A 13013-nucleotide genomic window follows, 5' to 3' on the forward strand; every position below is an offset into this window, starting at 1 on the left:
CGCAAACTCCAGCCCCAGCTCGTCCGGCATCCCCTGGCGCATCAGCGCCTGGACCTCGGCTTCCTGCTCTGCCGTCAGCAGGTTGCCATGCCCCGGCTCCGGCCCGCGCGGCTTGCTCTTCAGTCCCGCCGGGCCGTGCTCGGCGAAGCGCTTGCAGATATCGAAAACCCCGGTCTGGGTCAGCCCGACCTGGGCTGCGATCGCGGCATAGGTCTGCCCTGCCTGGCGTAGCCCGATCACCTGACGCCGGCGCTCCTCTTGCGCCTCTGGCGTCAGGCTCCGCATGTCCACGTGTTTCATGATGTCAGCTATTTGGGTACAGCCGGCCGGACCTTCAAGAACGCCACAACCGGCTCAATAATCCGACCCGCGTACCGATCGAGGACAAGGAGAGCATCCGCTGGCTGTCGAGCCTGACGCAATCGACCAAGCTGCTTGGTGATCCCGACCGCTGCGTATTCGTCGGTGACCGGGAGAACGACATCTACGAGTTCTTCTGCGCGGCCAAGGAGGCTGGCACGCATTTCCTGGTTCGCACCTGCGTCGACCGGCTGGCCGACGATGGTCATCGCACGGTCGTGCGGCTGATGGCCCGCGTGCCGGTTTCAGGACAGCACAAGATCGAGGTGCCAGACGCGAAGGGACGTCCTACCACGGCGACCCTCCAGCTGCGCTTTCGTAGGATCCACATCCTGCCCCCAATCGGCAAGCAGAAGCGCTATCCCGCACTCGACCTGACCGTGATCCACGCGTTCGAAGCCAAAAAGCCACGCGGTCGGGCCCGCATTGAGTGGAAACTTGTCACCGACCTGGCCGTCAACTCGGTGCGGAGCGCGGTCGAGAAGCTCCGTTGGTATGCCCAGCGCTGGAAGATCGAGTTGTTCCACAAGGTCCTGAAGTCAGGCTGCCGCATCGAAGCGGCACGGCTGCGGACCGCCGAGCGCCTGACCAAGTTGATCGCGCTGTTCTGCATCCTGGCGTGGCGCATCTTCTGGACCACCATGATTGCCCGTACCGCGCCATGTGCCCCGACCAAGGCGGTGTTGACCGAGACCGAGGTCCTCCTCCTCGACCGCACCGTCCGGGACCGACCGTCAACGCCTGCAGCGGCTACGCTGCCGCGCTACCTCATGAAGATCGCTTGCCTCGGCGGCTACCTCGCTCGCGCCCGCGATCCGCCACCCGGTATCATCATCATGTGGCGCAGTTGGTCACGCCTGACAGACATGATGCTCGGAGCTGACGCCATGCAGCCAAAATGTGGGTAATCGGAAGTGACAGCTGACGCTTACGGTCGGCCTCTGCGCAACAACGAAGATGGGGCACGCCATGCCGGACGACACTGACGTGTACCGCACCCGGCTGTCTGGACAATAGGCTGCGTTATGCGGCGTGCCTGAAGGTCTCCTGCTGCCAAGCGGCGCGCATCTGGGCTGGGCTGCGGTATCCGTTCTTCTCGACCAGCCACTCGGCGTTGTAGCGGGCGACGAAGGCACGGACAGCATCGCGCACGTCGTCGATGGTCTGGAAGATGCGGCCGTGGATCGCCTGCTCTTTCAGCGTGCGGAAGATCGTCAGCATTCAGGAGGCGACGATGTCTGCATCTGCATCCCAGGGCTGTTCAACGCTGTGCAGTGGCGGGGGTGAGTCCTCGCTGCCACAGGTCGGATGCGAACAGCGCCGGCGGGGTGATGACGGGATGCCCGGATCGGCAAACCTCTGACTCATAGGGCGGCAACCGAGGGGAGGTTGCCGTGACCGCGTTCGCGCCGCTGCTGGGTCTGCTGGAGGAGGTGCCCGATCACCGCCGGGCGGAGGGCAAGGTCTACCAGCTGGCGCACGTCCTGCTGTTCTCCATCCTGGCCATCGTCAGCGGCGGTAACTCGTATCGCAGCATCGTCACCTTCATCGAGATGCACCGCCCCCGGCTGAACGAGGTGTTCGGCCTGACCTGGCGGCGAGCGCCGGCGCACACCGCCATCCGCTACATCTTGCAAGGCTTGGACTGTGACGCGGTGGAGACAGCCTTCCGTGGCCACGCCAAGCTGTTGCAGGCGGCTCACGCCAAGCCCGACGGGGGTAGCCTGGCGATCGACGGCAAGACCCTGCGCGGCAGCTTCGACGCGTTCCGTGACCGCGCCGCTGCGCACCTGCTCGGCATGTTCGCCACCGACACCGCGCTGGTGCTGGCGCACAGCGAGGTCGACGAGAAATCGAACGAGATCCCGGCCGCCCAGGCGCTGCTCGCCGAACTCGGCTTGGCTGGCCACTTGGTCACGCTCGACGCCCTGCACTGCCAGAGGAAACCTTCGAGCTCGCCGCAAAGGCCGGCGCCGACCTGATCATACAGGTCAAGGACAACCAGCCCACCCTGCATCAGCAGGCCAAGGACCTCTGCGCCAGCGCCGCCCCGCTTTCCACGGCCAGTAGCCGTGATCGGGGGCGCAACCGGCAAGAGGAGCGCAGCGTCACCGTCTTCGATGCCGCCGCCGCCTTCACCGACACCGAGTGGGCATCCCTCATCGGTGCCGTGATCCGCGTCGAGCGCGACGTCCTCGCCCGCAGCGCCAAGACCGGTCTCTGGAGCCGCTCTTCCGAGACCGCCTTCTACCTCGCCACCACCGCGATCCCAGCCGTTCGCGCTGCCTCTGCCATCCGGGACCATTGGAAGATCGAGAACACGTCGCACTACACCCGCGACGTGACCATGGGCGAGGACCGCTCCCGCATTCGCTGCAATCCAGGTCTCTTCGCCCGCCTCCGCAGCTTCGCCTTCAACATCCTCAAGGCCAACCGCCGAAGCTCACTCCCGCAGGACCGCTACCGCGCCGCCATTGGTGGCGTCGATTACCTCCTCGGCCTCCTCAACATTCCACAGCGTTGAACAGCCCTGGGGCGACACCGCCCAGATCGAGGCACTATGAGCGGGCTCCGCTCAAGCCGCGATTACCCGATGTCCACACATGACACAGGGTGTTCCCGCTACAGCACAGCGTTGAACAGCCCTGGTCCCAGCATCCGGGCGCACTACAAGCGCCCTGTTCAGGATTTGGAGTGCTTCGAGGGAAGGCTCGAACCGAGGTAGTAGAGCAATCCTCCGACTGACCCTTTCACCTCCGGCCACAGGAACATGGTAGAAGGGTCTTGCCCGCGTAGCAGCCGCTTCAGTCCGCGCTTGGCGTACCAGCGAGGCAAGGTGATGAAGAGGCGCCGCAGATCGCCCCAACTTCGGTTGCGCTTGAATTGCACCAGCAGGGCCACCACATGACCCCGCATATAAGCGTGGAGCTGGCGGCTCAGCCCTTCGAAAGTCCGCCGATGGTAATGGAAGGCGACGGCAGCGGGCTCGTAGCGGCAGCGCCAGCCCGCCACTAGCAGCCGATGCCAGTATTCGCTGTCGCCGGAGCAGCCCGCCGCGCCCACGTCTAGCCTCTCATCGAACAAGCCAACGAGATCGAAGGCCTTGCGTCGGAACGCCATGCTCGCCCCGGCGCCAATTTCCCAGGTCGGGCAGCCGTGGCGCCTGTGTGCGGCGAAGAACTCCCTGCCGAAATCGATCCGTTCGAAGCCGCGCCCAAATCCCCAGTGGTCCTCGAATACCTGCTGCGCCGGGGTTTCCAACTCCGCCGGCAGAACCAGCCCCGTGACGCTCATGATGTCGAGCGCGTCGAAGGCGGCGGTCATGCGCTCCAGCCAGCGCGGATGCAGGACGATGTCGTCATCCGTATAGGCCACGATGTCGCCGGTTGCATGCAACACACCAGTGTTGCGGGCGATGTCGAGGCCCGGCCGGTCTTCGCGGACATATTCCACGCCGGCCGCGCGGGCCGCCGCCTCCGTCCTGCCGTCGCGGGACGCATTGTCCACAACTAGCACCTGATCTGGCCTGCGGCTCTGCTGTTGCAGCGAGGCAAGGCAGCGCGCGAGGGCGTCGGACCGGTCGCGCGTGCAGATCACCACGCTGACCCGCGTACTTCCCACCGCCGATGAAAGGGCGCGGGCCGCGAGCACCGCACGGCGACTCACTGCGGCCTGCACGAGCTCCCCGAGCATGATGCAGCCATCTGGCTGATGCTCGGCGTAGATTTGACCCACGGGAGTGTCGTTCACCCAGAACACGACGAGTGCCTGCTGCCCGGGTAGTCGAATCTGGGCGTCGGCTGCGGCGTCGAGATCCTGGTGGATTATCGCGATCGGATCGGCTCCGGACTTGCCGCGCCTCACCGGAGGTTCGTCTCACGCTGAGTTCGGCGCCGCGGCAGCCGATCGAGTTCGTGGTAGCTCATGAAGCTGGCACCGCCGGCCACGAGGATGCACTTCGGGCTCGTCCGCTGATAACTGAACCAACCCAGCTGGGACACGCGAGGCGACTCAAGCTGCTGCGGAGACGGCGTCGAGCGGTTATCCATGGACGAGCCCTTCATGTCCAGTGTTCCGGGCTTGGGGTGGGCCGCTCTGGCATACATCCGAAGAGAAGCGCGGGGCCCATCATGGGGATTGTTGAGCTCCGGAGCGAGCGCGGCCAAGGGATTGCACCAGCTTCCGCCGCTGTGCCACCGTCCGCCCTTCCGTAACTTCCCATTCCACGTTGGGCGGCAACTCATGGAAGAAGCGGCCAATTGGAAAGGGCGGCTCGGCCGTGGTCGTCGCCTCAGCGCGGCCGTGCCCCGCCCGGTACAGCAGACGCTGGAAGCCCCAGGTCAGCTTCGTCCAAGAGCTATGGCGCGCGAGCCAAATGGGATCGCGGAGCAGGCCGGCCGCAAAGGACGGCAGGCTGCGCAGGTGGTGGCCGTACTTCCAGCGGAGCTCGAAGGCGTAGAAGGCGAAGGCGGCAGCGGACCAGCGGAACAGAAAACCCGGCAGCTCCGGACGCGCCCGCCGCGCCTCGTCCAACACAAGCCGGTAGGAGCGCCACATCTGGGCCACGTCGCGCGACATCGTACCCCTACCCTGCCGATAGCCTACCAAGAAGGCCGGTTCTAGCGCGAAGGCGCAGCGGTCGGCCAGCCGGAGATAAAGCTGCCAGTCCTCGCAGCCCTGGGCGCCGCGTGCTCGCAACGAAGTGTCCCACCCCCCGACCGCCTCCAGATCGGCGCGCCGGATCAGGGGAACACTGGCGTTCGCCAGGAAGTTGGTCAGCACTAGTGCCGGAAATACGTCACCATCGTAACGGTCTAGGTCGAGACGGTGCTGCACGATGCGGCTATTCCAATCGATATCGGTGGACCAGCAATACACCACCCCGGCGTGTAGTCCCGCCTGCCAAAGCCGTCGAAGCTGCCTGCGGATCTTGTCGGGATGCCAAAGATCATCGGCATCAAGCGGTGCGATCAGTTGGCCGCGCGCGGCGGCAAGGGCCGCGTTGCGGGCCGCCGCCACGCCCGCATTGGGCTGGCACAGCAACCGGATGCGGGGATCCTGGCGTGCCGCCGCCTCGATGATCTTCAGGGTGTCGTCCCGCGACCCGTCATCCACAACAATAATCTCGATATCGACATGGCTTTGTGCCTGGGCGGAAGCGAGGGTTTCCTTAATGGTCGCCGCAGCGTTGAAGGTAGGGGTCAGAATGCTGACCAGCTCCGTCGGCAAGGGTTCGGTGCTCATCCAGGTTCAGTCCGCCCTCCGCTGCCCTGCCTCAAGGGGGAAAGGATCTGGCGCGCCGCCCATAGTGAATACTGGGCCAGCCCGGCGGCGGTGATCAGGGCCTTGTGGCACCAGGGATGGCGATAGGGCAGCAGCGCCTTCTTGAGGGCCCACACCACGCGCAGGTCGCGCTGCGGCAGCGTCGCCAAATAGCCGTCGAGCCACTCGAGAAAATAGTGGCGAACCTCGTGATAGCGTCCTTCCCGCGTCATGGTGGCAACGCAGGACTCGGCGTGCTGACGGTAGTTGAGCCAGACGGAGTCTGAAAAATAGACCGGCGCGGCGAGGTAAAGCTTCGCCAGGAAGCCCTGATCCTCATACATCTGCCGCGGCCCCGTGAAATGCTCCTCAAAGCCGCCTAGCGAGAGCACCAGGTCGCGGCGTAGCAGCAGGTCAGAGGGGCAGGGCGCGGCCGCCTCGCCAAGCGGATACAGGGCCAGCGAGGCCTCAGGGTTGGGGATGACCCGATTCAGGGCATGGCCGGTCGGGACCACAGTGTCTTCGCCACCTTCCCAAGAGGTCCAGTATCGCACGGCGCCGCATACCATGCCGAGCTCCGGATGCGCATCCATAATGGCGACCTGATCGGAGAGCTTGCGCGGCATCCACACGTCGTCAGCATCGATGAAGGCGACCAGCTCGCCGCGAGCCGCGGAAAGACCAAGGTTGCGCGAAGCGCTCATGCCGCGGTTGGCACGGCTGGGATGCTCGACGTAGCGGACCATCGAGCCGGGGCGGCTGGCATAGTCGCGCGCAATGGTGGTGCCGCCATCGATGGATCCGTCATCAACGAGGATCAGTTCGAGATCGCAGAAGTCCTGCGCTAGGACGCTGTTGATCGCCTCGGCGAGATAATGCTCTGCGTTCAGAAAAATTGTGATGACGGAAACGCGTGGCGCCGCCGCCGCGGATCTAGAAAGCATCGGATCACCTTCGGACATCTCAGGTCGCCTGCATGCGGCCGATCGCGGCCGCGAAATCGGCCTCCGCCCAGTCCAGCACCTGGAGCCTGGGGAGATCAAATCGATCGCCGGAGTACCGGTCCACGCCGCCGTTCCGCGTCGAGCAGGCCCAGGTGAAGCCGCTGTCTCGCACCAGCGCCGCGGTTTCTGGATCGGTGCCGCCATAGGGATAGGCAAAGCCCTCGACCGCGGACCCGGTTAACGCTTCGCATGCCGCCTTGCTCGCGCGGATTTCCCGCGCCCGGCTTCTGGGGGTAAGCAAGGGCAGCAGAGGATGCGTGACGGTATGGGCGCCCAATTCGATCATCCCGCCCGCCAGCAGCTCCGGAACCTCATCGGCCGTCATGGGGCAGTCGGCCGGATCCGGTGCGCCGCCGTCCAGGATGCCGCGAAGGACCGCCATGCCGGCCTCGATCACCGTATGGTCGAGCAGCCTGAGACGGCTCCAGACCGACAGGAACAGTTTCTGCCGCGCGGTCACAGGCAGGTCCCAGGCGCGCCAGCAGGAGGTGGGGCGGTCTTCCGGCTCTGGTGCGTCGAAGCGGAGCCAGAGCGGTTGCCCACCGACAATCGCTTCTACCTCGACTGAACTCGGATTCGCGAGTATCAGCCGCGTCAGCTCGTCCCACCAGAATTCCCGGTTCGATCCCAGCGTGCCGGTGGTCAGGAACACGGTGGCCGGGAGTCCCGCCTGCTGCAGGAGCGGCTTGGCGGCCCGCAGGTTGTCGCGATAGCCGTCGTCGAAGGTGATGGACACAGCCCTGTCCGGCAGCGTGCCAGCACGCAGTCGGGTCACGAACTCCGTCATGAGCAGCGGTGTCCTGGCCCGACGCAGCCAACGTAGCTGCGATTGGAAGCGCTGTGGCGCAACGGCTAAGCCCCAAGGGTCTTGGGCGGGCATCGCGATCCGGTGATACATCAGAATCACCGGTGCTGCTGGACGTTGCCGCCAGCCGCGGCGTAAGCGGTGGAGCAGCCGGCGGGCTTCAAGCATGCTGCGGCTTCCGGGCCCGGATAGTCACGACCATTGGATAGGCCTCGTCGACCACGTCGAGCTTAGTGCGGTCTAACTCCTCCAGCGCCACGCCCTGGAGAAAGGCTATGGCAGCGAAGACATTGCCGTGCGCCTCCACTATCACGGTGTCCTCGCCGAAAACATCGGCGAAGAGGCGCCGAGCGGAGGCGGGCGTCAGCGACCAGAACCAGCTCCGACTCCACTCGCCACGGTCGAGCTGGCTGATGCCGGGCACTGTCAGCAGCACCACGCCGTTCGGCTTCAGGGCGCGGAAGATCTCGGCGACCGCCGCCCGCATGTCGTAGACTAAGTGCAGCGTTTGGGTCAGCAGCAGACAGTCGAAGGCATCCGTTGGCAGGGTGCCGGGCACAGACAGGTCGCCCACGATGGTGGCGGCGGGATGCTCCGCATGGATGTGGAGCACGTCCCGCCGGGTCACGGCGCTGCCGCCGAACCGACGCGTATAGCTGTCGTCCCCAACCTCAAGCACGCGCCCCGCAATGTCTGAGCGGTGCGTCCACAGGAAAGACTCGATGTAATATCGGTCCACCGGCGTGCCCCGGTCGAAGCCGAAATCGCGGCTGACCGGACTAGGCGTGTCGAGATCTCCGAAGCACACTTGGCCCAGCGCCGGCGGCACGTGATAGCCGTAAGATCGCTTCAATCGATCCACCAAGCCGGGCAGCAGCACCCGCTTTGCCTGGTGCCAGGCCATCTGGAGCACGTCCCGGACGGCCAGCTGCGGTGACATCGTCGCGGCCATCGCCACTCCCTTCACAGTACCGTAAATGTCTCGGCTGCGCCACGCGGCTTTCGCGTCCTCCATCACTTCGGATGCGTAATAGTCACGCCAAATGCGTCGGCCGCGGCGCCAGTCCGCCGCGGTGTCAGGCGAGCGATCGGCGAAGATTGCCTGACATCCGTGTACGGACAGGACCGAGCGCAGCATTGTGCGCCGATTGCCAGACATATTGCCACCGTGCCAGCGATACTCGGCCACGATCGCGGGATGTGAGGCGACTGGGAGCGTGCGCGATAACCGCAGATACAGGTCGTAGTCCTCACAGCGGCGGAGCGCCGGGCTGAAGCCTCCCGCCTCGAGCAGCTTGTCGCGGCGATACATAACGGTTGCGTGCATGCCGATGATATTGCCGCATAGAAAGTTACGGTACGGTTCATTGCCGACCGCATCGTAGCGGTCCGGGCCAATGGGCCGGCCGTGCTGGTCGACGCGTCGGTGTCCGCCATACACGAAGGCGCTCCCAGGCGCGCGCAAATGGCAGGCCAGGCCAGCATCGAGGGCATGGGGCAGCAAAAGGTCGTCGGCATCCAGGAACACAATCATCTCCGCGCTCGCCGCGCTCAGGCCAGTGTTCCTCGCGGCGGCTAGGCCCTGATTGCTCTGCCGGATCAGCCGTACCCGCGTATAGCGCCCCGTGATCCTGGCGGGGTCTTCGACCGACCCGTCATCTACCACGATAATCTCTTTTGCTTGCCGAGTTTGCGAGAGAACACTACCCAGAGCGTGTTCCAAAAACTCAAGGTCGTTGCAACAGTTGACAACAACCGTAACGTCTGGCGTGGGCGCGCGAGTTGCGACCTGCACGCGATCTCTCGCGGATGACGTGGTAAGATTGCGTTCGAGGCACCCCATGCTCTCAGGCGAGCTCTCTGACATTGAATTAAGTCTCCAGCGATCAACGTTATGAAACATTTCTCTGGAGCGCTACCAGCCTGCGACGATTAGCTGACAGAAAGGGACGGGCCTCGCTCGGCGATCTTAGATTGCGAAATTTGGCTCGCCAGGGAAGGGTGAAGCGCGTCACGAGCGGTACTCCGCCTTTGCTGCGAGCCTCGCGCAGAGCCACGCCCGCGGCTCCGCGCGTGAACTTCTATCACATCGCCGCGAGAAAGGCGGCTCCTTCAGTCCCGGTCACGCTCCCATCCATACAATTGCCCAGAGAAGTTGCTGCCGGCTCACGCGAGGTGTAGCCCGTATATGGCCTCTTCGGTAAACGACTCTGAAGCATCATCCGGACGGCTTCATGTTCATCTGTCGTGGCCTGCTCGCATGGTTTCCAGTCCGAAGGGAGAGCCCGCTCTTCGTGATCATAAGGAGTTATATCTGGGCTGTACCGATCGTTGGCATACTTGGCTTCGTCGCCAGCGGCCTCGAAGGTCTCGGAATCAGCCTGCTCATTCCCCTGCTCTCGTTGCTGCTCACCGACCCGGCCTCCGTGAGCGTGCTCCCGATCCCAAGCTTCCTGACCCAGATATCCTTGTTTTTCGCGGCCAAGCCTGGGCTGCCCGCCGTGGCCACTATCATTTTCCTCATGGTGCTAGTGAAGGCAATTGTTCAGGCAATCAATGGCATTTTCGTAGCTTGGGTGGACAGCAGTGCGGGTCATGAAATCCGGTGCCGCCTCGCACATCGATTGCTCGTCGTGGGATACCCCTTCTTTCTGGCCGAGGATCCGGCGCGGCTCATCGGGGTGATCTCGACCGAAGCCTGGAAGGCCTCTGAAGCTGTCCGCGTTTTCTTCTCGATGATTACGGCGATCGGCGCTACCATCGTGTTCTCCGTTCTGCTGTGCATTGTGAGTTGGAAGTTGTTTCTGCTCACTATGGCCGGCGTGGTTCTGATCCGTGCCTTGCAGAGCCGCTTCATCCTCCATGCCAAGACGCTGAGCGAGCGGGCGACCACTGCCAACCACGACCTCGGCGACCGGATGCGGCTGATCGGCTTCGATATCAGCCGTGCTTTGCGGGTCTTCGGCCAGGAGCACCGGGAGCAGCAGCGCTTCGAGCGAGGCTCCGGAGAGGTCCGGAAGGCGTTGATGAGCGTGGAACGACTGGCGGTGCTTATGGACGCGTTGGTCGAGGTGCTGCATGCGGCCCTGTTCATCGGAATCCTCTTGAGCGCCTATCTAACGGGCGTGAGTGTGCCGGTCCTAATTGCTTTCCTGACGCTGCTATACCGGATGCAGCCCTATGTCCGTAGTCTAAGCCAAGCACGTCTCCAACTGGCTGCCAGCCAGACCTCCATCCAGGAGGTGGAGTGGCTGCTCGATCCCACTGGCAAGCCCATGCCGCCCTCCGGCGAAATTTGTCACGAGGGGATCACTCAAGGTATCACCTTCAAGAAGGTCGGCTTCACCTATGCGCACCGCCCCGAAGCAGGTTCTGTCCTGTCGGAGGTGAGCTTCACCATCCGGCCGAACGCGGCAACCGCGCTGATTGGCCGCTCGGGCTCGGGCAAGTCGACCATCGTCAACATGCTTTGTCAGCTGCTGCAACCGACCAGCGGCTCGATCGAGGTAGACGGCATCGACCTGAGCAGAATCGATCCCGTGAGCTGGCGCCGGCAAATCGGACTTGCCGGCCAGGACGTCGAACTCATCGACGGCACAGTTGCGGAAAACATCGCTTACGGCTTTCCGGACGCTACAATGGTGAAGATCAGGCAGGCGGCACAGCTCTCCGATGCAGAGAGCTTCATATCCCGGCTCCCGTCCGGCTATGAGACGGAGATCGGCGATCGCGGGCTCGGCTTGTCGGGCGGCCAAAGACAACGCATCGGGATCGCACGCGCCCTGGTGCGTCGGCCCAGCCTACTGATCCTGGACGAGGCTACAAACTCGATCGACGCCTTGTCGGAAAACGCGATCCTTGCACTTCTGAGGCAGCCAAAATGGCCCATGGCCATCGTGGTCGTCAGTCATAACCTAGATACCTTGAGAAACTGCGAATACGGTGTGGTTCTGGCGGAAGGGCGAGTTGTCGAGGTTGGACCGCCGGCGGAACTGCGCTCGGTGCACCATTTTGTTGCAGGGATCGCCGGATCGGCTGGCGTGGGGTAGGCTGGGACGAGCGCGAGCCCTCGTTCGAGGGAGGGCCACCATGCCGTTCGAGGGCGTGTTTCAGAAGCAGCCGATTTTGGGTCACACGGGCGCGCGAAGAGCGCCGGCCCCCCCTGTCAGTGTGATGGTGTGGACGCCCCCCGACGGCATCGATGTGCCAAGGTGGAGGTGTTGAGCGACCACCAGGGGAGGCGTCCATGGGAGAGGCTAGCACGATCGGGCTCGATGTTGCGAAGAACGTATGTCAAGCGCACGGCGCCGACACCGCTGGGCATGTGGTGTTCCGCAAGCGCCTGGTGCGGGCCAAGGTGCTCGAGTTCTTTGCGCGACAGGCGCCATGTGTCGTGGCGCTGGAGGCCTGTGGCGGCGCACACCACTGGGCGCGAGAGATCAGTAAGCTGGGCCACACGGTGCGGCTGATCCCGCCGGCTTACGTCAAGCCCTTCGTCAAGCGGCAGAAGAACGACGCGGCCGATGCCGAGGCGATCTGCGAAGCGGCGCAGCGGCCGGGCATGCGCTTTGTGCCGGTGAAGACTGACACGCAGCAGGCGAACGCCCTCGTGTTCCGGACCCGCGACCTGCTGGTGCGGCAGCGGACGCAGTGCATCAACGCGCTGCGCGGGCACCTGACCGAGTATGGTCATGTCGTGCCGAAGGGAACCGATCACGTTGACCAGCTGGTTGCTCTCGTCAAGGACGAGACATCGTCTATGCCGCAAGCTGCACGAGGCATCTTGCAAGTGCTCATTGACAGCATCGAGGCGCTCGGGAAGCAGATCGACGACCTTGATGCCGAGATTGGCCGGCGCGGGAAGGACGACCCTGTCGCGCGGCGGCTCATGATGATCCCCGGTATCGGCCCGATCGCGGCAACCGCGATCACCGCTCTGGTGCCGGCGCCAGAGAGCTTCCGGGCCGGGCGCGACTTCGCGGCCTGGCTGGGGCTGACGCCGCTCCAGAAGTCAACCGGCGGAAAGCAGAAGCTCGGAGCAATCTCGAAGAGGGGCGAGCGGACCATCCGACGCCTGCTCATCCTGGGCGCCAGCGCGGTGGTGCGCTGGGCCGTCCACCGCGGGGCGGCGCCGGGCTAGTGGCTGGCGCAGATACCCACGCGCAAGCCACGCATGCTGGTCACCACCGCGTTGGCCAACAAGACGGCCCGCATCGTCTGGGCCCTGCTGGTCAAGGGCGGGACGTACAAGGCTCCGGTCGTGGCGGCGTAAACCCGTCACGGCCACCGAGGCGTAGGGCGAGCGAACGGAGGACATGGCGCAACCGTCGGCGAGACGGGATCGGGAGAACCAGGCAGCACCACCGTACCTCGAGTACGCAGGTTTGATGTGGACCCGATCCGCGAACTCCCATGCAGGCCGGCGGTCCATGGCCGCGATAGAGGCCGGACAGATGGCAGCATCCGACTACGCGTCACCGCCTTCCTGCAGTTTTCCCTTGCCCAGAAGGGGGCGTCCACAGATGGTGCGCCGACATCACCTACCTGCCAATGCGGCGTGGCTTTCTCTACCTGGTCGCGGT

General features: G+C 64.4%; 11 protein-coding genes and 1 pseudogene. 5 read left to right on the plus strand and 7 right to left on the minus strand.

All coding sequences use genetic code 11. The features are described from left to right. A partial coding sequence (locus Q7A36_RS34955) for a helix-turn-helix domain-containing protein (protein ID WP_305108428.1) occupies window positions 1-285 on the minus strand: 285 nt, incomplete at its 3' end. A 92-nt stretch (window positions 286-377) separates the two neighbouring features. Here Q7A36_RS34955 and Q7A36_RS34960 point away from each other — a divergent pair. Further along, window positions 378-1268 (plus strand): IS4 family transposase, encoded by an 891-nt coding sequence (locus Q7A36_RS34960; RefSeq protein ID WP_305108436.1) that lies wholly within the window; start codon window positions 378-380, stop codon window positions 1266-1268. Between the two features lie 115 nt (window positions 1269-1383). Here Q7A36_RS34960 and Q7A36_RS34965 read toward each other — a convergent pair whose 3' ends face one another. Then, window positions 1384-1581, minus strand: a complete 198-nt coding sequence (locus Q7A36_RS34965; protein ID WP_305108429.1) for an IS3 family transposase — start codon at window positions 1579-1581, stop codon at window positions 1384-1386. Between the two features lie 173 nt (window positions 1582-1754). On the opposite strand from Q7A36_RS34965, the gene Q7A36_RS34970 reads away from it, so the two are divergent. Together Q7A36_RS34970 and Q7A36_RS34975 are read left to right on the plus strand one after the other, a co-directional pair. Then, the gene (locus Q7A36_RS34970) at window positions 1755-2342 is read left to right on the plus strand and encodes an ISAs1 family transposase (RefSeq protein WP_305108430.1); all 588 of its coding nucleotides are present in this window, start codon (window positions 1755-1757) and stop codon (window positions 2340-2342) included. Window positions 2343-2371: 29 nt separating this feature from the next. After that, entirely contained in the window at window positions 2372-2884 is a 513-nt protein-coding gene (locus tag Q7A36_RS34975; protein WP_305108437.1) for an ISAs1 family transposase, read from the plus strand. Window positions 2885-3042: 158 nt separating this feature from the next. On the opposite strand, the gene Q7A36_RS34980 is transcribed toward Q7A36_RS34975, so the two are convergent. The 5 genes from Q7A36_RS34980 to Q7A36_RS35000 form a co-directional block, all read right to left on the minus strand. Next, window positions 3043-4224 (minus strand): glycosyltransferase family 2 protein, encoded by a 1182-nt coding sequence (locus Q7A36_RS34980; protein ID WP_305108431.1) that lies wholly within the window; start codon window positions 4222-4224, stop codon window positions 3043-3045. Between the two features lie 264 nt (window positions 4225-4488). Continuing rightward, a complete protein-coding gene (locus tag Q7A36_RS34985) occupies window positions 4489-5604 on the minus strand; it encodes a glycosyltransferase family 2 protein (protein ID WP_305108432.1) in 1116 nt (371 codons plus the stop codon). Beyond that, window positions 5601-6584: a glycosyltransferase family 2 protein gene (locus tag Q7A36_RS34990; protein ID WP_305108433.1), complete on the minus strand. Its 984-nt coding sequence runs from the start codon at window positions 6582-6584 to the stop codon at window positions 5601-5603. Before Q7A36_RS34990 ends, Q7A36_RS34985 begins: the two co-directional genes overlap by 4 nt. Before the next feature lies 1 nt (window position 6585). Continuing rightward, window positions 6586-7413 carry a polysaccharide deacetylase family protein gene (locus tag Q7A36_RS34995; RefSeq protein WP_305108434.1) on the minus strand — a complete coding sequence of 276 codons (828 nt, stop codon included), beginning with the start codon at window positions 7411-7413 and terminating at the stop codon, window positions 6586-6588. Between the two features lie 178 nt (window positions 7414-7591). After that, window positions 7592-9334 (minus strand): glycosyltransferase, encoded by a 1743-nt coding sequence (locus Q7A36_RS35000; protein ID WP_370655759.1) that lies wholly within the window; start codon window positions 9332-9334, stop codon window positions 7592-7594. A gap of 331 nt (window positions 9335-9665) precedes the next feature. Between Q7A36_RS35000 and Q7A36_RS35005 the strand changes: the two genes are divergently transcribed. Both Q7A36_RS35005 and Q7A36_RS35010 read left to right on the plus strand, forming a co-directional pair. Next, on the plus strand, window positions 9666-11480 hold the full coding sequence (locus tag Q7A36_RS35005; protein WP_305108435.1) for an ABC transporter ATP-binding protein: 1815 nt from the start codon (window positions 9666-9668) through the stop codon (window positions 11478-11480). A 197-nt stretch (window positions 11481-11677) separates the two neighbouring features. Further along, window positions 11678-12703, plus strand: a pseudogene (locus tag Q7A36_RS35010) (IS110 family RNA-guided transposase). Window positions 12704-13013 lie beyond the last annotated feature (310 nt).

It is taken from the genome of Paracraurococcus lichenis (genome assembly GCF_030657435.1).
Classification (GTDB): Bacteria; Pseudomonadota; Alphaproteobacteria; order Acetobacterales; family Acetobacteraceae; genus Paracraurococcus; species Paracraurococcus lichenis.